This window comes from Variovorax gracilis (assembly GCF_030317115.1).
In the GTDB taxonomy this organism is placed as follows: Bacteria; Pseudomonadota; Gammaproteobacteria; order Burkholderiales; family Burkholderiaceae_C; genus Variovorax; species Variovorax gracilis.
In genome coordinates this window covers 156,780-174,822 of the sequence record NZ_JASZYF010000009.1, presented here as the reverse complement: position 1 = coordinate 174,822, position 18,043 = coordinate 156,780, and the positions used below count along the sequence as shown (strand labels likewise).

The 18,043-nt window shown below is 66.3% G+C and carries 21 protein-coding genes, 1 tRNA gene and 1 riboswitch; of the genes, 14 read left to right on the top strand and 8 right to left on the bottom strand.

Going from position 1 to position 18,043, the window contains the following annotated elements:
• Positions 1-15 precede the first annotated feature (15 nt).
• The 4 genes from fdxA (at position 16) to QTH97_RS19130 (ending at position 3,705) form a co-directional block, all read left to right on the top strand.
• Positions 16-345 carry a ferredoxin FdxA gene (fdxA, locus tag QTH97_RS19145; RefSeq protein WP_286570019.1) on the top strand — a complete coding sequence of 110 codons (330 nt, stop codon included), beginning with the start codon at positions 16-18 and terminating at the stop codon, positions 343-345.
• Positions 303-1,367 (top strand): NAD(P)/FAD-dependent oxidoreductase, encoded by a 1,065-nt coding sequence (locus QTH97_RS19140; protein WP_286570018.1) that lies wholly within the window; start codon positions 303-305, stop codon positions 1,365-1,367. The genes fdxA and QTH97_RS19140 overlap by 43 nt, the downstream gene beginning before the upstream one ends.
• Positions 1,368-1,471: 104 nt before the next feature.
• Positions 1,472-2,101, top strand: coding sequence for a phosphatase PAP2 family protein (locus QTH97_RS19135; protein WP_286570017.1), 630 nt, complete (start codon positions 1,472-1,474; stop codon positions 2,099-2,101).
• 87 nt (positions 2,102-2,188) lie between these two features.
• Positions 2,189-2,294, top strand: a riboswitch (TPP riboswitch).
• 73 nt (positions 2,295-2,367) lie between these two features.
• On the top strand, positions 2,368-3,705 hold the full coding sequence (locus QTH97_RS19130) for a purine-cytosine permease family protein (RefSeq protein WP_286570016.1): 1,338 nt from the start codon (positions 2,368-2,370) through the stop codon (positions 3,703-3,705).
• Here QTH97_RS19130 and thiD read toward each other — a convergent pair.
• Positions 3,650-4,495 (bottom strand): bifunctional hydroxymethylpyrimidine kinase/phosphomethylpyrimidine kinase, encoded by an 846-nt coding sequence (gene thiD, locus QTH97_RS19125; RefSeq protein ID WP_286570015.1) that lies wholly within the window; start codon positions 4,493-4,495, stop codon positions 3,650-3,652. The genes QTH97_RS19130 and thiD overlap by 56 nt on opposite strands.
• 149 nt (positions 4,496-4,644) lie before the next feature.
• Between thiD and QTH97_RS19120 the strand changes: the two genes are divergently transcribed.
• From QTH97_RS19120 to QTH97_RS19100, 5 genes are all read left to right on the top strand, one after another.
• The gene (locus tag QTH97_RS19120) at positions 4,645-5,757 is read left to right on the top strand and encodes an FAD-dependent oxidoreductase (RefSeq protein WP_286570014.1); all 1,113 of its coding nucleotides are present in this window, start codon (positions 4,645-4,647) and stop codon (positions 5,755-5,757) included.
• The gene (thiS, locus tag QTH97_RS19115) at positions 5,754-5,951 is read left to right on the top strand and encodes a sulfur carrier protein ThiS (RefSeq protein ID WP_286570013.1); all 198 of its coding nucleotides are present in this window, start codon (positions 5,754-5,756) and stop codon (positions 5,949-5,951) included. Before QTH97_RS19120 ends, thiS begins: the two co-directional genes overlap by 4 nt.
• A 15-nt stretch (positions 5,952-5,966) precedes the next feature.
• Complete coding sequence (locus QTH97_RS19110; protein WP_286570012.1) at positions 5,967-6,785, top strand: thiazole synthase; 819 nt, start codon at positions 5,967-5,969, stop codon at positions 6,783-6,785.
• Between the two features lie 5 nt (positions 6,786-6,790).
• A complete protein-coding gene (locus QTH97_RS19105; RefSeq protein ID WP_286570115.1) occupies positions 6,791-7,708 on the top strand; it encodes a thiamine phosphate synthase in 918 nt (305 codons plus the stop codon).
• Positions 7,709-7,830: 122 nt separating this feature from the next.
• Positions 7,831-7,906 (top strand) — tRNA-Asn (locus QTH97_RS19100).
• A 68-nt stretch (positions 7,907-7,974) separates the two neighbouring features.
• Here QTH97_RS19100 and QTH97_RS19095 read toward each other — a convergent pair.
• The 5 genes from QTH97_RS19095 to QTH97_RS19075 form a co-directional block, all read right to left on the bottom strand.
• Positions 7,975-8,526: a M23 family metallopeptidase gene (locus tag QTH97_RS19095; RefSeq protein WP_286570010.1), complete on the bottom strand. Its 552-nt coding sequence runs from the start codon at positions 8,524-8,526 to the stop codon at positions 7,975-7,977.
• Between the two features lie 9 nt (positions 8,527-8,535).
• A complete protein-coding gene (locus QTH97_RS19090) occupies positions 8,536-9,402 on the bottom strand; it encodes a L,D-transpeptidase family protein (RefSeq protein WP_286570009.1) in 867 nt (288 codons plus the stop codon).
• A gap of 305 nt (positions 9,403-9,707) precedes the next feature.
• Positions 9,708-10,547 (bottom strand): NAD(P)H-hydrate dehydratase, encoded by an 840-nt coding sequence (locus tag QTH97_RS19085; RefSeq protein ID WP_286570008.1) that lies wholly within the window; start codon positions 10,545-10,547, stop codon positions 9,708-9,710.
• 66 nt (positions 10,548-10,613) lie between these two features.
• The gene (locus QTH97_RS19080) at positions 10,614-11,384 is read right to left on the bottom strand and encodes a histidine phosphatase family protein (RefSeq protein WP_286570007.1); all 771 of its coding nucleotides are present in this window, start codon (positions 11,382-11,384) and stop codon (positions 10,614-10,616) included.
• Between the two features lie 172 nt (positions 11,385-11,556).
• Positions 11,557-11,913: a hypothetical protein gene (locus tag QTH97_RS19075; protein ID WP_286570005.1), complete on the bottom strand. Its 357-nt coding sequence runs from the start codon at positions 11,911-11,913 to the stop codon at positions 11,557-11,559.
• A gap of 255 nt (positions 11,914-12,168) precedes the next feature.
• Between QTH97_RS19075 and QTH97_RS19070 the strand changes: the two genes are divergently transcribed.
• Positions 12,169-13,431 (top strand): ABC transporter substrate-binding protein, encoded by a 1,263-nt coding sequence (locus tag QTH97_RS19070; protein ID WP_444813453.1) that lies wholly within the window; start codon positions 12,169-12,171, stop codon positions 13,429-13,431.
• Between the two features lie 3 nt (positions 13,432-13,434).
• Here QTH97_RS19070 and QTH97_RS19065 read toward each other — a convergent pair whose 3' ends face one another.
• Positions 13,435-13,824, bottom strand: coding sequence for a YkvA family protein (locus QTH97_RS19065; RefSeq protein WP_286570003.1), 390 nt, complete (start codon positions 13,822-13,824; stop codon positions 13,435-13,437).
• 82 nt (positions 13,825-13,906) lie between these two features.
• Complete coding sequence (locus QTH97_RS19060; protein WP_286570002.1) at positions 13,907-14,398, bottom strand: hemerythrin domain-containing protein; 492 nt, start codon at positions 14,396-14,398, stop codon at positions 13,907-13,909.
• A 188-nt stretch (positions 14,399-14,586) separates the two neighbouring features.
• Between QTH97_RS19060 and QTH97_RS19055 the strand changes: the two genes are divergently transcribed.
• The 4 genes from QTH97_RS19055 to QTH97_RS19040 all read left to right on the top strand — a co-directional run bounded on the left by QTH97_RS19055 (position 14,587) and on the right by QTH97_RS19040 (position 18,036).
• Positions 14,587-16,593, top strand: a complete 2,007-nt coding sequence (locus QTH97_RS19055; protein WP_286570001.1) for a hybrid sensor histidine kinase/response regulator — start codon at positions 14,587-14,589, stop codon at positions 16,591-16,593.
• Positions 16,594-16,892: 299 nt separating this feature from the next.
• Complete coding sequence (locus QTH97_RS19050; RefSeq protein ID WP_286570000.1) at positions 16,893-17,126, top strand: DUF2789 domain-containing protein; 234 nt, start codon at positions 16,893-16,895, stop codon at positions 17,124-17,126.
• 116 nt (positions 17,127-17,242) lie between these two features.
• Complete coding sequence (locus QTH97_RS19045) at positions 17,243-17,635, top strand: TraR/DksA family transcriptional regulator (RefSeq protein WP_286569999.1); 393 nt, start codon at positions 17,243-17,245, stop codon at positions 17,633-17,635.
• 152 nt (positions 17,636-17,787) lie between these two features.
• Positions 17,788-18,036 (top strand): hypothetical protein, encoded by a 249-nt coding sequence (locus QTH97_RS19040; protein ID WP_286569998.1) that lies wholly within the window; start codon positions 17,788-17,790, stop codon positions 18,034-18,036.
• Positions 18,037-18,043 lie beyond the last annotated feature (7 nt).

The window sequence follows — 18,043 nt, the reverse complement described above, 5'->3', positions numbered from 1 at the left end:
CGTCAGCCAAGAACCATGACCCACGTCGTCTCCGAATCCTGCATCCGCTGCAAATACACCGATTGCGTCGACGTGTGTCCCGTCGACTGCTTCCGTGAAGGGCCGAACATGCTGGTGATCGATCCCGACGAGTGCATCGATTGCGCGGTCTGCATTCCCGAGTGCCCGGTGAACGCGATCTACGCCGAGGAAGACCTGCCCGCCAACCAACTGGCCTTCATCAAGCTCAATGCCGAGCTGGCCGTGGCCGATGGCTGGAAGAGCATCACCAAGCGCAAGCCGGCGCTGCCCGATGCCGAAGAGTGGAAAGACAAGACCGACAAGGTCTCGGAGCTGGTGCGCTGAGCACTTCGGCTCGCCCCGTCGAAACCGACGCGCTGATCATCGGCGCCGGCCCAGTCGGGCTGTTCCAGGCCTTCCAGCTCGGCCTGCTCGAAATCTCCTGCCACATCGTCGACGCCCTGCCCCGGGCCGGCGGCCAGTGCGTCGAGCTGTATGGCGACAAGCCGATCTACGACATCCCGGGCACGCCGGTGACCACCGGGCGGGGCCTGGTGGAATCGCTGCTGCAGCAGGTCGCGCCCTTCCATCCGGTATTTCACCTCGGTGAACAGGTCGCGACCCTTACCCGGCAGGATGATGGACGCCTGTTGGTGGGGACGAACAAGGGGCGCGCTTTCCTCGCGCGAACCGTAATCATCGCGGCAGGCGTCGGCGCCTTCGTGCCCAAGCGCATCGCCGTCCCAGGCATCGAACAATTGGAAGGCACCCGGCTTTTCTACCACCCCGATGCGCTCGAACCCTTTGCCGGACAGACCGTGGTGGTCAACGGCGGCGACGACGTTGCGCTGGAGACTGCCCTGGCACTTGCCCCGATCGCGAAGCGCGTCACGCTGCTCCATCGGCGTGATGTCTTCCAGGCCGAGGACACCACTGTCGCCGCGCTGCGCGAGCGCGTCGGCGCAGGGACGATGCACTTGGCCGTGGGGCAGCCGGTCGGCTTCGACGACGCGCAGTTGCAGATCGCCACGCCCGACGCCCAAACCGTCGCGCTGCCTTTCGACGCCCTCATCGGCTGCCTGGGCATCTCGCCACGGCTGGGCGCCATCGCCGACTGGGGCCTGGAACTCGTTCGCAAGCAGGTGCCGGTCGACACCGAGAAGTACGAAACGCGCGAGCGCGGCATCTTCGCGGTGGGCGACATCAACACCTATCCCGGCAAGAAGAAACTGATCGTCTGCGGCTTCCACGAAGCCACGCTCGCAGCTTGGGGCGCGACGGCGATCGTGTTTCCCGGCAAGTCGATCCCGCTGCAATACACCACGACAAGCACGCGGCTGCACACCTTGCTCGGCGTCGATCACTGACCTCCACACCTTGGAGGAGGCGGCCGCGCAGATCGTTGCGATCCTGAACGGGGTGTGAACCTCGGGTTCATGCTGTTGACACTGCGCGAGCCTACGATGCCCGCATGCAGGAGTTGAACATCTCCCTCTTTCAGTGGCTGGCCGCGGGCCACATGCCCCAACCACAACTGCTTTGGATCGCGTCAGTCATCGCCGAAGGGGCATCGTGGGCCTGCGTCGCGATCATGGGCTGGGTGGCCTGGAGACGCCCGCCGCAAAGGGCCTATGCAATGGGAACGCTCGTCGCTGCCGCCGTGGCAGCGCTCACCGCCCACGCCCTGGCGGACGCCATCAACCTGCCGCGCCCCTTCGCCCTCGGACTGAGCCCGGCGCACATCGTGCACGGCGCACGCGGGTCGTTGCCGAGCGCGCATGCATCCGTGATGTTGACCGTTGCACTCATCTTCTGCATGCGCTCGACCCTGCGAGGCGCCGGATTCGCGATGCTGGCGATCGCCGTCCTCACGGGATGGGCGCGCGTCTACGTCGGGGTTCATTTCCCGTTCGACATCGTCGCCGGCCTGTTGCTGGCCGCAGCGGTCACCGCGGTGTTCTGGGTGACGATGCGGTTGGGCCAGCGCTTCATCCTCCAGAAGCTCGCCGCCGATCCCGCTCGAGCGGCCCCTCGACGCGACGTCCCGGAAAACCGGGCCTTGGCGCCGCGAAAGCCACGAGCCTCCGTGCGCCACGCCTGATTTCCCCTTGACGCCCGCCTGGCGCCGAACGCCACCGCGCCGCAGGGGAATCCACCGCTCTACAATCGACCCTGCTTCGCCAGACTGAAGCAACGCTAGGGGTGCCGACCCACCACAACCATGGGCCGGCTGAGAGAGTCCCTTTGAACCTGACTGAGGTAATCCTCGCGCAGGGAAGCTGGTCCGGCGGCCGCCACGTTTTCTCACGTGCCGGTCCCACCGCCGGGCCTCGCCCACCTGCCAAACAATTTGCATGGAGCAAATGGATGGCAAACACACACAACGATGCCGCACCGAACGGTGCCAACGAGGCCCTGACGCCGCTGCGCGATGCCGGACGCGTGTTTCGATGGCACGACCACATGGCGCTGTGGTTCAGCCTCGGGGTCGGCCTTCTGGTGATGCAGATCGGCGCCTACCTGGTGCCAGCGGTCGGCACGCGTGACGCGGTCTTCGCGATCGTGCTCGGCTCGTGCATCGGCGCGGGCCTGCTGGCCTGGACCGCGCGCCTCGGCTGCGAAAGCGGCCTCGCCAGCGCGGGCCTGATGCATGCCACCTACGGCAGCGCCTTCGCTCGCCTCCCCGTGGTCCTGAACATCGTGCAGTTGATCGGCTGGACCACCTTCGAGATCGTGATCATGCGCGAAGGCACGCAGGCCATCGGTCGCCAGGCTTTCGGCTGGTCGCTCGACGGCAACCTGGGTTCGCTGGTGACGACACTGCTGTGGGGCGGCGTCCTGCTCGCCCTGCTGGCCGGCTCCATGGTGAAGCTGGTGCGCCGCTTCGTCAGCCGGTTCGGGCTGCCGCTCGTCGTGCTCTCGCTCTTGTGGCTGACGTGGCAGTTCGCAACGCGACTCCACGCCAAGGGCCTTGATGCGTTCTGGACGCGCCCTGGCGACGGCAGCATGGGCATGTTCGGCGCTCTCGACCTGGTGATCGCGATGCCTGTCTCCTGGCTTCCGCTCGTTGCCGACTACGCGCGCCACGGCAAGCGCAGTTCGGGCGGCCTCGGCGGAGCGTTCAGCGGAACCTGGGTCGGCTATGCGGTGGCCAACATCTGGTGCTACGCGCTGGGCGTCATGGTGGTGAGCGTCGCGGAGCCCGGGGCCGGCCTGGTGACGGCCTTGTTGCTGGCGCAGGGCGGACTGGTTGCGCTGGGCCTGATCCTCATCGACGAACTCGACAACGCCTATGGCGACGTCTATTCAGGTTCGGTCTCGGCCCACAGCCTTCAGCCGCGCTGGAGCGTGCGGCGCTGGGGCCTGATGCTCGCCGGGGTCTGCATTGCTTTCGCGCTGGTGCTGCCGATGCACTCTCTCGAACCCTTCCTGCTGCTGCTGAGCTCGGTCTTCGTACCGCTCTACGGCGTCATCCTCGGGCGACTGGGCTCGGGCGGTGCTGTCGTGGCAGTCGGCACGCGTCGCGTGGACATTGCCGCCGCGGCCATCTGGATCGGCGGCATCGCCATCTATCACGGCTGCGCGGCGTGGGCGCCTCAGTGGGGCTCCGCGCTGCCGACCCTGGCGATCACCTTCGTGCTGGCGTGGATCACGCGTTCCTCGCCGGAAGGCGGACCGTCGGCATTGGCGCAAAGCCGTGGTTGAGAGGTCCGTGGCCCGCACCGACCTTCACATCCGCGCCCGCTTCCATGGCGGCGACCACGTAGCCGCGCGCCCGTTCGACGGCCAGGGGCAATGCGCAGCCGAGTGCCAGGTGCGCGGCGATGGCCGACGACAGCGTGCAGCCCGTGCCGTGCAGATTCCGGCTGGCGATGCGCGTCGACGCAAGCCGCAACCTGTCGCCACTGGCCTCCGCCAGCAGATCGACCACATCGTCGCCCGGCAGGTGCCCGCCCTTGAGCAACACGGCGCGCGCACCCAGCGCGAGCAGTTCGCTGGCCGCGTCGTCCAGCGCGTCGACACCGTCGATCGCATGGCCGATGAGCAGCGCTGCCTCGTCCAGATTGGGCGTGACCACCACTGCGCGCGGAAAGAGATCGCGCACCAGCACCTGAACGGTTTCCGCCGCGATCAGCCTGTCGCCGCTGGTGGCGACCATCACCGGGTCGAGCACCACGTTCGGAAGCTTGTAGTGGTCGATGGCCCAGGCCACGACTTCGACGATCTCGGGCGCATGCAGCATGCCGAGCTTGACGGCGTCGACCCCGATGTCTTCCACCACGGCCTGGATCTGCGCCTTCAGAAAGGCCGGCGGCACGCCGTGGATGCCCGACACGCCCAGCGTGTTCTGCGCGGTGAGCGCGGTGATCGCCGTCATGCCGTAGCACCCCAATGCCGCAAAAGTCTTGAGGTCGGCCTGGATGCCGGCGCCGCCGCCGCTGTCGGAACCGGCGATCGAGAGCACGCGGGCGTAACGGGAAAATGCAATGGTCATGGCATGAGCTTACCCGCAGCCTCGCCCACTTCGCATGGCTCGGGCACCCCCTCTTCGGGGGGCAATACCAGCGGCCCGGCGGGAGCCGGTTCCGCGATATTCCCGGCTTTTCTTGGACGCGCCGGTCTCGATTGGCGCGGTGAGCTGACGTGAACAGGTTCGATCTTCCATTCCGGTCTGCCGCGATCCTTGGCGGCGGTCTCATGGGGCGCCTGCTCGCGCTAGCGTTGGCGCAGGCCGATTGCCGGGTGGAATTGTTCGAGGCGGGCGGCCCCGAGGCCGAAGGTGCCGCCGCGCGTGTCGCGGCCGCGATGCTGGCGCCGCTGGCGGAATCCGCCGTTGCGCCGGCTTCGGTGGTACGCATGGGCCACTACGCGCTCGATCGCTGGCCGGCGCTGATTGCGTCGCTGGCCGCGCCCGTCTTCTTCCAGCGTGAAGGCACGCTGGTGCTGTGGCACCGGCAGGACGCATCGGAAGCCGCGCGCCTCGCGCGTGTTCTCGCGCGTACAGGCGAAGTCGTGCCCGAGTTGCCCAAGATGAAGTCGCTCGACGCAAGCGGGATCGCGGCGCTGGAACCTTCGCTGGGCGCGCGTTTTGCGCAGGGGCTGCTGCTGCCTGACGAAGGCCAGCTCGATAACCGTGCGCTGCTCGCCGCCCTGCTCGCGACGCTGCAGGAATCGCCTCGCGTTCGGCTGCATTGGCACGAGCCCCGGAGCCTCGATGACTTCGCTCCTGGCGAGCCCCGACAACCCGACCGCGTGATCGACTGCCGCGGCCTCGGAGCACGCCCCCAGTGGAATGCGCTGCGCGGCGTGCGCGGAGAGGTCATTCGCGTGCACGCGCCAGAGGTGACGTTGCAGCGGCCCACGCGGCTCGTGCACCCGCGCTATCCCCTCTACATCGCGCCCAAGCCCGACAACCTGTTCGTGATCGGCGCTACCGAGATCGAATCGGACGACATGTCGCCCGCCAGCGTGCGATCGACGCTCGAACTGCTGAGCGCGGCCTACTCGGTGCACAGCGGTTTCGCAGAGGCACGCATCATCGAGATCGCGACGCAATGCCGGCCCACCCTGCCCGACAACCTGCCGGCCGTGCGCCAGGCGCGGCCGGGCGTGATGCAGATCAACGGCCTCTACCGCCACGGCTTCATGATCGCGCCCGCCATCCTCGACGTCGCCATGGAACTGCTCGCGAGCGGCCATTCCACGCTCGCAAGCCGCTTCGACCTGGCGCCCAGCCTGGAACCCACAACCCCATGAACATCCTCATCAACGACGTACCCCACACGCTGCCGCCGGGGGCGAAGCTGTCGGATGCGCTCGTCCTCATCAACGCGACGCCGCCCTTTGCCGCGGCGGTCAACCGTCAATTCGTCCCGCGCTCGAACTACGCCTCGCACCCGCTGCGACCCGAAGACCGCATCGAAGTGATCCGCCCCGTGACGGGCGGCTAGAACCAGGGCCACGCCATGACCACTGCATCCAACCAAGACCCGCTCGTCCTGTACGGACAGACCTTCCAGAGCCGCCTGCTGCTGGGCACCGCGCGCTATCCGTCGCCTGATGTGCTCGAAGCCGCGGTCCGCCGCGCCAGGCCCGCGATGCTCACAGCCTCGCTGCGCCGCCAGACCGCGACGCCCAACGCATCCGGCAGCGACAACGGCTTCTGGGAACTCCTGCGGCGCCTCGACGTGCCGGTGCTCCCGAACACGGCCGGCTGCCACAGCGTGCAGGAAGTAATCGCCACGGCACAGATGGCGCGCGAGCTCTTCGACACGCCGTGGATCAAGCTCGAATTGATTGGCGACGACTACACCTTGCAGCCCGACACGCTGAACCTCGTCGACGCTGCGTCGCAACTGATCCGTGACGGATTTCAGGTGCTGCCCTATTGCACCGAGGACCTGGTGCTGTGCCAGCGCCTGGTCGACGTCGGCTGCCAGGCGGTGATGCCATGGGCCGCGCCGATCGGCACCGGGCGCGGGCCCGTCAATCCCTATGCGTTGCAGGTGCTGCGCGAACGGCTGTCGGTGCCGCTGCTCGTCGATGCCGGACTGGGCTTGCCTTCGCATGCATGCCAGGTCATGGAATGGGGATACGACGGGGTCCTGTTGAACACGGCCGTCGCGCTGGCGCAGGATCCGGTCGCCATGGCCGGAGCGTTCGCGGACGCGGTGCAGGCCGGACGCGACGCGCACCGCGCGGGCGCGATGGCTGCGCAGGAATCGGCCCAGCCGAGCACGCCGGTCCTCGGCACGCCGTTCTGGCATCACGCGTCTTCTCAATGACTGCAATGACCGCAATGACCGATTCCACCGCCGTCGCGCAAGCCATCGTTGCAGCGCACGCTTCACGCTTTGGCGGAACGTCCAACGGCGCAACGTCCTTCTCGTCCGACGACGCCGTGTATCGTGGCGCGAAGCAAGCGTGCGCCACCCTCGGCTTCATCGAAGTGGACGCCGAATGCCTGGCCAACGCCTGGCGCGCACAAACCCAGCGCACCGCATCGTTCGATGCGAATGCGTGGCCTGACAACCCCGCCGACTTCGGCATGCGCCCGTTCCCACCGTCCTCGCGCGACGACGCACTCCCGCAGTGCCCCATGAACCTCGGCCTCTACGCCGTGCTGCCCGATGCCGAATGGGTCGGACGGATGGCACGCGCCGGTGTTCCCACGGTTCAGTTGCGATTCAAGTCCGGCGACGCCCGGGCGATCGAGCGCGAGGTACATGCGGCCGTCGAGGCGGTTCAAGGCACCGACGCACTCCTCTTCATCAACGACCATTGGCGTGTAGCCATCGCTGCGCGCGCCTACGGGGTGCACCTCGGACAGGAGGATCTGGACGCCCTCTCGCCGACGGAACTCCAGACCCTTCGCGCGTCCGGCCTTCGGCTCGGTGTCAGCACGCACGGCTACGCGGAGATGGTGCGCGCAGACGCGGTGAGTCCGAGCTACATCGCGATGGGCGCCGTGTACCCCACCACGCTGAAACAGATGGCGACGGCACCGCAAGGCGTCGCTCGCCTGGGCGTCTACGCACGGCTCTTGCGCGGCTATCCGCAAGTCGGCATCGGCGGCGTCGATGCGGCGCGCATGCCGGAAGTGTTGGCAACGGGCGTGGGCTCGGTCGCGGTGGTTCGCGCGCTGGTGGCCGATGCGGATCCCGAAGCTGCAGTCGCCCGCCTGATGGCCCTCTGCAACGCAAAATGAACGATTAGGTTTACGTGTTTTTATTCGGCGACGAGCTGCCTCGAAGTTTTTTGCGTAGAAGCTGCGATTCGATGCGTGTCTGCTGAAAGAGCCAAAAAACCACGCTATAATCTGAGGCTTGTTCCTCGATAGCTCAGTCGGTAGAGCGCCGGACTGTTAATCCGTAGGTCCCTGGTTCGAGCCCAGGTCGAGGAGCCACTACAAGCCGCAAGGCCTCTGGAAAGCCCGCTACATCCGTGTAGCGGGCTTTTTCTTTTTGCGCTGCATCATCGGACCGCACGCAAGGCGCTGTACGGGTTCAGCGCTTCGCCCTTCCACCACTGCTTTTCCGGCCCGAGCAGGAACACCGCGAAGTGGAGGTGCGGCGCGTCGGGCGCAGCATTGCCCGTCGTGCCGACGTAGCCGATCAAGTCGCCACGCCGAAGCAGCATGCCCTCGCGGAGCCCTTCGGCATAGCGGTCGAGGTGTGCGTAGTAGTAGGCCAAGCGGCTCGTCGGGTCGAACTGGTAGACGGTGAGGCCGCCCGGCTTGCTGTCGAACAACTTGACCAGTTGGCCGTCGTCCACTGCCCGGACCGGCGTGCCGCGTGGCGCCATGATGTCGAGCGCCTCGTGGCGGTGGCCCGGGCGGCCATCGTCGAAGGTGTCGCGCACGGCCTCTGGCTTGACGCCGTCGACCGGGAATTGCAAGGTGCGGGCCGCGAGCAGCGCTGCACCGGATTGCTCGATGCCGGCCTGGGCCATCGCCCAGCCGGGGGCCGCGAGCAGAGCGGCCGCGGTCGCAGCCGCAGTCGCCAGTTGTCGTCGCGACAGGCGCATCGGCGTCCTTCAGGCCTTGACCTCGACCGCAAAGCCCGCCTTCGCCAACTGCGACACCCGTGCTGCATCCCAATTGGTCAGGTGGATGCAGCCGTTGGTTTCCTCATGCCCCACGCGATCGGGCGCCGGCGTGCCATGGATACCCCAGTGCGGCTTCGACAGCCCCATCCATACGTTACCAATCGGATTGTTCGGCCCCGCTGCGACATTCACCTTCACCGCGTCGGCCGGCGCCTTCTTGAGGATCGATGGGTCATAGGTGAAGGTCGGGTCCTTCACCTCGTTGATGATCTTCATCTTGCCGAGAGGCAGCGGGTCGAGCGGCCCGCCGATGCTGATCGGGAATCCGGCCAACGGCCGGCCGCTGCCGTCGAGCACAAACAGCATGTGCTCGCTCTTGTCGATCTCGATCGACTTCGCGGCCTTCACAACGCTGGCATCCGCAGTGCCCGTGACGTTGACAACCACGATCTCGTCACCGGCCTGGAATTTCGCCCCGCGGTTCAGGTCTGCCAGGGCCCTGGGCGACATGTGGTGCGCCTCCGAGATGGCTTCCTGAAGGTTCTCGTAGCCCATCGACTTGAGCTTGGCGCGGTCGGCCATCTCCTTCGGCGTCGGCGCGTAGGGACCGGCCACGTCCTTCTCGGTCAGGGCATGAATGGCAAACAGCGGCGCCGTGTCGGCCATCAGCGCGGCCCACGTGGCGGCATCGACCTTGCCGCTCGCGCCGAGGCCGTTCGACTTCTGGTAGGCCGTGACGACGCGACGCATGTTGGCGCCGAATCCCCCGTCGATCTCGCCCGGTGAGAACCAGGCTCGGTCGAGCAGGATCTGCGCGCGCATGACGGCGGCGCCGCGCGCCCCTTGCGCGAGCACTGGCGTTTCGTTCGCCGCGTTGAGTTTGTCGAGCGAGGGACGTCCCGACGCGTCGGCGGGACTCGGCGCGGGGTGCCTTGTCGCGGCATTCGCGAGCCACGGCGTCGCACTCGCAGCCCCGACAACAAGACAAGCCGCTGTGCGGAGAAAGAATCGGCGCGGAGGAATGATCATGGGAGTGGGCCAAAAGAGTGAAGGCCATCGGACGCTAGGGCGGCGACCGGTCGCGGCGTGTAGTCACACGCAGACACAAGGCCTCGGCCGCCATCGCATCGTCCGTGCCGGATGCCTGGCCCGACGCCGGTTCAATGCGCTGATCTGCGCGTGCTGAGCGCGTGCAACTGAGCAGGCAACTCGACGGCCAACTCGCGTGCCAGGTAACCCAAAGGGCCGTGCAAGCGCGACAGAGCCGCTCCAGCGCCGGCGTGCGCCACGACGCCCCAGGCGCACGCGGCGAGCGGCGGGAGGCCACGCGCGGCCAGTCCACCCATCAATCCTGCCAGCGTGTCCCCGGAGCCGGACGTTGCGAGTCCCGCCGATCCGCCGTCGAACTTCCAAAGCTCCTCGCCCGGCGAGGCAATGACGGTGCTGCCACCCTTGAGCGCCACGCACGCGCCCCATCGCATTGCAGCCTCGCGTGCCGTTCCGGCGGGGTCCGCGCAGACGGCTTCCTTGCTCTTTCCGCTCAGGTAGGCCATCTCCCCGGCATGCGGAGTCAGCACCACGGGTTGGTTCAGCGCGCTCCTGCGGACGACTGACATGGCCAAGGCGTCCAGCACCACGGTCGCGTGGCCAAACATCGGCATCAGCGCGCAGACGAAGGCGACGATGGCCCGTTCCCCCTGCATGCCCGGCCCGATGACCACGGCGCTGACCTGTGGCGCCGTGGCCCCGAGCGACTCGGAGCCACGAATGAGCAAACCACCACTGCGCGCCTGCGGAAGGCCGATGACGCGCGATTCGGGGATCGCGAGCGCCAGCCCCTGCGCGACGCACGCCGGTGCCGCGATGGTCAGCTTGCCTGCGCCCGCCCGCAATGCCGCCACTGCAGCCAGCAACGCGGCGCCCGGCATCTCCTCGCTGCCCGCGACGATCAGCACGTGGCCGCGAACCTCCTTGTCCGCATCTTCGGCCGGTTTCGGCAATGGCCATCGAGCCAACGCACCAGGCGTCAGGCGCTTGGGCCGAGTCACTGAACTTCCCATTGCCAATCAGGGCTTTGCCGCCGACGGCACATCCGGCGCGGTGGTCACCGGCGTGGCCGCTTCGCGCAGCGGTGCAAGGAAGTTGACCAGGTCCAGTTGCAGCACATCGTCGTCGTCATGGCTGCGCACGGCGCGGTAGGAGGTGATGGCGCAGTTGGGCACGTCGCCCTGGCGGTCGATCTCGAGAATCTGCTTCTCGTCCAGGTGCTCCAGCAAATAGCGCATGCAGTTCACGATCACCTGGTGCGCAACCACCAGCACACGCCGCTGCGAATACTCGCGCGTGATCATCTCGATGAGACTGCGCAACCGGAGGATCACGTCGCACCAGCTTTCTCCCCCGGGTGGCCTGAAATAGAACTTGCCGACATGCAGTCGTTGCTCGTTCAGCTCCGGATGCTTCTGTTGGATGCCGAACTTGGTGAGGCGGTCGAGGATGCCGAACTCCTTCTCGCGAAGCCGCTCGTCGAGACGCAGTGTGGCGGCCGGTTCTGTCATGCGCGCGCGTTCGGCGACCAGATGCGCCGTCTGGCGCGCGCGCTCGTACGGCGAGCAAAGAATCACCTCGGGCTGGTCGCGCGGCGGGAGGCCGGCGAACCAGTCCCCCAAGGCAATGGACTGCCGGATGCCAAGCTCCGACAGCGGAACATCGATGTCCCGCCAGGCCAGATCGATGACGGCCAGGCCGCCGGACTCCGCCGCGTCGCGCGCCACATTGCCTGCGCTCTGCCCATGCCGCACGATCCACAGTTGTCTCGGCCAAGCGGCGGTGCTCATGGCGAGCCCAGCCTATAACCTGTGCTGCGATTCGTCCCCGCAGCGTTGTTTCTGTATTCGGTCATTGCCGACCTTTCCTGGAGATCACGCAATGTCGGTCGGGCGTTCAACGGCTTCGGTCGGCCGCGCCCGCTCATTGAAGTAGGCCGCCGACCCAACGGCCGTGCGTACCTCAAGCGCAGCGCGCGTAGACCAGTGCCAGATAGTCGGAATGCTTCCGGATCGCTTCCAGTTGCTGAAGCGTGGTGCCTGCCACGCGATCGGAGGGGTCGAATTTCAAGCTGCCGTCGGGTAGCAGGATGAAATGCGTCGTCCCGTGGAGCACGCCCTGGCTGTTACCGGCGTTGACATACCCGCAACCCGCGCCGGTCGCCCGGTTGTACTTCACGCCGGAGAAGGTGGCAAAACTCGTGGGAAGTTGCTGCCGGACATGGGCCTCGACTTTCCAGACCGGCCACAAGAACCACCATGCGGCAAGACAGCCGACAAAAAGCGTGATGCCTACCAGGATGGATGTCAGTGCTCTCATGCTTTCGCTCCGTGCAGGAACGAGCAATTATATTGAAACTGAATACTTTGGTTTCTGTTGATTCCCTGCGCGGCCCGCCGGCTGCAACTGCACTGAAAGCCCCCGAACTGCAAACTTTTGCACGAAAAGCCGAGGATCCGGGGAGGCCCTAAGGATATATACGGGTCCGTAGACATGACCGCGACGATGACGATGCGCGCGCCTTCAACGCATCCGCTCCCCAAAAAAAAGGTCCGACCCACCATGACAAAGATCATGTTCTTCCTTGCCGCCCTGATCGCGGCAAGCGGCGCACTCGCTCAAGCCGCGCCCGCATCTCTCTCCGCATCAGTCACGGCGCCCCCTTCGGCAACTCCGGCCGGCACCCTCAAGATCGGGCTCATCGGCCCTCTGACGGGCCCGTCATCCGATTTCGGGCTGCCCATGCTCAACGGGGTCAAGCTCGCCATCGACGAAATCAACTCATTCGGCGGCTATCTCGGGCGCCCCCTGGAACTCGTGATCAAGGACGACCAGGCCAACCCCGACCTGGGACTGAAACTGTCGCAAGAGCTCGTCAAGGAAAAGGTCATCGCGACGATCGGTTTCTGCAACACGGGCGTCGCGATGAAGTCGATCGAGGTCTTTCAGGCAAACCAGGTGCCGCTGCTCGTGCCCTGCACGACCGGCACGCCCGTGACCACCAGGTTTCCGCCGGCGCAAAGCTACATCTTCCGCAATGCGCCGGCCGATGCCATCCAGGCGCCCTTCATGGTGGAAGAGATCGTTGCGCGCAAGCTGACGAAGGTCGCGATCTTTGCGGACAACACCGGCTACGGCGAAGCCGGCCTGAAGGACGTGCAGAAGGCGCTGGAGAAAAAGAACCTCAAGGCCGTCTACGTCGGTCGCTTCGACCTTGGCGTCCAGGACGTCACGGAGCAGTTGAAGGAGGCGCGCAACGCTGGTGCCAACGTTCTCTTCATCTACACGATCGCACCGCAGAATGCCGTCGTCGCCAACGGTCGTCATGCGCTCGGCTGGAAGGTGCCGCAGGTCGGGGCATGGGCCCTTTCGTTCCCGCTTTTCATCGGTGGTTCGAAGGATGCGGCCGAGGGGTCATTGATGGCCTTGAGCTTTGTGGCCGAGCCAACCAACGAGCGGAGAGCCACCTTCCTCTCGAACTACGCGCGGAAGTTCAATGCAGCCAGCATTCCCGTGCCGATGGCGGCGGCGCAGGCCTACGACGCGACCTACCTCCTCGCCCATGCGGTGCTCAGCCTGCCTGGCGACAAACTCGACGGCCAGCACATCAAGCAGGCGCTGGAGCAGCCCAAGCGCGCGTACTACGGCGTGGTCACCACGTACGACAACTCTTTCCGCGACGACCGGGAAGCCCTTTCCGCGAACATGCTGGTGGTGGGCACGGTGAAGAATGGCAAGGTCACCTTCGCCCATCCCGAAGACGCGTTGCGCAACAACGTCGTCCAGCGCAAGCGGATCGCGGATGCGGACCGAAGCACGAAGGCCGGCGGGTCGTAGCCGCTAGCGCGTTCGCAGCACGGCCCACAGCAGCGCAGTCACGCCGATCCAGATGGCGACGACGAGCGCAGCGCCCCAGCCGCTGCGGGGCTTCGCGTTGCCGTCGCGCAGCCACCGGTCGGCCTTGCTGCGGCAGTCCTCGAGCACGTGTTGCGGAAGCATCCGGATCGTCAGCCAGATCAGCACCGGCAGCAAGAGCACGTCGTCGACGTACCCGAGCACAGGAATGAAATCAGGGATGAGATCGATGGGGCTCAATGCATAGGCAACGACCAGGGCGGCCATGACCTTGGGAAGCCATGCGGTGGCCGGGTGGCGACAGGCAAACCACAGGGTCACCGCGTCTCGCTTGACGCGGCGCGCCCACTGTCGGATGCCGTCAAGAATCGACAAACTGAGCCCTTGGCCGATGAAAGCCGGAAGCTTGCCACAGGATGGCAACTGCAACTGCCCGGCGTTCTCGAGACCCAGGGCATCAAGCTGTCGCCGACATCTCTTCCATCAGCTCTTCCTTGCGCGCGGCCAGTCGTTCCCGCATCGCGACCAGATCCAGCCCCTTCGCCGCACGGGCCTTCACGAAGATCTCGTTGCGCTCTTCCTTCACGTGATGGTCGATGTATTCGCCCAGCACCTTGACCTTGGCATCGAACATGTCGTCCGCATCCGTCGCGCCTTCGAGCTGCGAGATCAGGTCCTTGACGGTGCTGTGTTCGACCTCGGCCTCGTCAAGCAAATCGGTCTCCTTGATCGCCTCGCGCAGCGCGGGGTAGAAGATCTCTTCCTCGATCTGCGCATGGACCGTGAGCTCCATGCAGATTTCGTTGGCAAGCTCGCGCTTCTTCTGCGCAGCGCTGGCGGCTCGCGACTTGGTCAGGGTCTCGTAGTCGCCGAACATCTTCTTGACCTTGCGATGATCGGCGTCGAGAAGGCTGCAGGCATCAGGCGCGGCGCGCTTGGAGGTGGGCATCGTGGAACTCCTTGTGTTGGGTGTGTTGGGTGCACGGATGCTGGGATGCAGGCGCCAGCCGCCGCGTAGGATGCAAGCGCGAGAGGCGTCCGGATACCGCCGACGCAGCCGTGCTGCTCTCGTTTCCCCCCTTGAGCGGCAAGGGTTCGGATGGCAGCTTCAGACTTGATGAAAGCAACTCCTGCCCCATGAACGACCGCATCAGCGACCCCGGCCCTGCAACGGAAGATGACGGGGCCTGCGCCGATGCCGGCGAGCGTGCGTTGGCACAGGATGCCCTGCGCGAGAGCGAAGCCCGCTTCCGCTCCGCCCTGAAGGCCGGCCGCATGGGCTCCTGGGAGACCGACTACCAGACGATGACCCGGAGATGGACCGCCGAGGGCATGGAGCTGTTCGGCATCGCCCTCCCCGATGGCCGGGGCCAGGTCGGCGGACCCAACGACGAATACGCCGCGGCCCTGCATCCCGATGACCGCTACCTGGCCCGTCGCTATCACGAAATTGCGGACGAACAGGATTCCTTTGCCGCGGAATACCGGATCGTGAGGCCCGACGGCACGCAGCTCTGGCTGTCGGGCCGCGGGCTGGTCGTGGAGCGTGCGGTCGACGGCCGTGCGCTGCGCCTGGTCAGCATCATGGCCGACGCCACCGAGCGCAAGCAGGCCGAGGAGCGCCTGCGCATCGAGCACGAGAGGCTGGAGCTGGCCCTCAGCGCCGGCCGAATGGGTGCCTACGACATGAACATCAAGGACGGTGTTCTCTGGTGGTCGGCTCAGACCTACGACCTCTTTGGCGTCAGCCGGGAGGAATTCGTCCCGACCCCTGGAAGCGTGACGGAACTCCTTCACCCCGACGATCGCGAGACGTTCTCGCGACTGCGCGCGGAAGCGATCGCCCATCGCCGTCCTTTCCGGCACGAGTTCCGGATCGTGCGCCCGGACGGCACGGAGGCATGGCTGGCGCATCGCGGCCAGGCCGAATACGACGCCGAAGGCCGTCCGATCCGGAGCTTCGGCGTCACCATGGACATCACGGAGCGAAAGCGTGCCGAAGACCTGCTGCGGGATGCGGACCGCAAGAAGGACCGCTTCATCGCGATGCTGGCGCACGAACTGCGCAATCCGCTCGCGCCGATCCGCAATGCGGTCGCCGTGCTGCGCCATCCCCGCTCGACCGGCAAGACTGCGGACTGGTGCCACGACGTCATCGATCGGCAAGTGACGCAGATGGCCCGTTTGCTCGACGACCTTCTCGACGCGTCACGACTCAGCCGTGGGCAGCTCCACCTTCGCATCCAGCCATTGAGCCTCGCCACGGCCATCGAGCAGGCCATCGAGATCGCACAACCGCTCATCGACGCGGGCGGGCATTCGTTCAACGTCACGCTGCCGGCCCAGGCGCTTCGCATGGAAGGCGACGCGATCCGGCTGGCGCAGGTGTTCTCGAATCTGCTCATCAACGCGGCGAAGTACACGCCGCCCAAGGGGTCGATCGCGTTGAGCGTCGAACGTGACGGGGACGAGGCGGTCGTGCGGGTGACCGACAGCGGCATCGGCATCGAAGCCCGGCACATGGAACACATCTTCGAGATGTTCGGCCAGGTCGAATCCACGCTGAACCGCGCGCAGGGCGGGCAAGGCATCGGCCTGGCTCTCGCGAAAGGCCTGCTCGAACTGCATGGCGGCACGATCAGCGCCAGCAGCCAGGGCCCGGGCCAGGGCAGCGAGTTCCTCGTCCGCCTGCCCATGGCCTTGCCTGAAGAGACGCTTGCCGTGCCCGACGTGCGCCCCGAAGGCGGCAGCGCCCAAGGCGCCACGTATCGGATCCTCGTGGCCGACGACCTCAAGGACTCGGCGGACAGCCTGGCGCACGCCCTGCAGGCGCTCGGTCACGTTGTCCAGGTCGCATACGACGGCGCCCAGGCCATCGAACTGGCGAGCGCCACACGCCCCGACGTCGCCTTGCTGGATCTGGGAATGCCGAAGTTCGACGGGTACGAGGTGTGCCGCCGGATCCGGGCCACCGATTGGGGCCGCGGCGTGGTGGTGATCGCCCAGACCGGGTGGGGACAGGCACAGGACCGGCTGCGCACGCGCGAAGCGGGCTTCGACCATCATGTCGTCAAGCCGGTCGACCTGGATGCACTCATTGCCCTTTTGGGCCAGCCCCATCCTGTGCGGCGACACGACGGTTGATGAAAAAGCAACTGCGGGACAGGCGGCACTGGCCTGCAAGCGCTGCCCTGTGCAGAATTGCGGCATGACTGAGCCCGGCGAACTATCCGACGAAGAGCTTCTCGATCGCGCACACCAGCTTCGCCTGCTGGCGCTGCGCGGCCACCGCAATGCGCGAGGAGCCGCCCATCGCCACGAAACCGAAGTGCGGCGTCGCTTTGGCCCTCCATCGACGTTGAGCGCCCCGCTGGAATCTTCGCCGGCACGTCGGCGCCCGTTCTGGCGCTTTTGGTGAGCGAAGCAAACCGAGGAGCATCCCCATGGATTCAGGCAATCACACCATCGCGGATCTGTTCGCTCAGCTCGGGCTCGGCAACACGTCCGCCGAAATCGACCAGTTCGTTGCCCAGCACAGGCCGTTGAGCAACGAACTGCGGCTGGCGGATGCACCGTTCTGGAGTACCGGCCAGGCGCAGTTCCTGCGTGAGGAAATCAGCGAGGACGCTGATTGGGCCGAAGTCGTGGACCAATTGAACGCGCTGCTGCGCGCCTGATCATGCGCCGGCGCGAAATCCTTCCCGCCGCGTTGACGAATGCTGACGTGGCGTCTCCCGTTCAAGTGTGAACTTCGGCCTCGACGTGCCCGTGAACGGCACGCAAGGAGCAACCCGTGGCCCGTCTGTCCGATGAACAGCTGAAGCAGATCGGCGACCTGCTGTCGCGGCGCGCCGCCGAACTGCAAGCCGAAGTGCGTTCGCTCAAGGAAGCGGGCGTGGCCTCCCCCGAGGCTCGCCCTCGCGACGTCAAGGACCATGTCGACGATGCCGACGAGCGTTTGCTCGCCGGACTCGACCACGTGCAGCTCCAGCGCGACCAGGAGGAACTGCGCAACATCGAGGACGCCCGCGAGCGACTCCGCGAAGGCCGCTACGGCTTCTGCGACGAATGCGAGAAGCCTATTCCGTTTGCCCGCCTGATGGTGCAGCCGACGGCGAAGTTCTGCATCGAGCACCAGGCCCAGTGGGAGAGCAGGCATCCCGCCGTGCCACCTTTCGCTGCATGAGGCGTCCCGCGCGCCCCCGCCAGGCGCGCGGCATCCGGAAAACTGACACGGACTATCGGCCCGGAGGCCGAGATGCGCGCGGCTACGGCTGACACGGCGGCTCACGGAGCGCTGCAACGATCCGCACCGTCCTCACAAAACCTGGAAACCCGATGAAGAAGATCCTGTTCGCTCTCGCCGCCTCCCTCACCGTCCTGACCGCCGGCGCCCAAGTCGGCAAGGCGGCCTCGGAGGTCACCGACGCCGCCAAGCACAAGATCGACGAAAAGCGGGCGGACAGCGAGGCCAAGAAGAGCGGACCCGTCGGCAAGACGGTCAACAACGTCAAGTCGGGCTATCACCAGAACCGGTCGCAGAGCTCGGCCGACAAGGCCAAGAAGGCCTTGAAGGACGCCGGCTAGCCTTGCG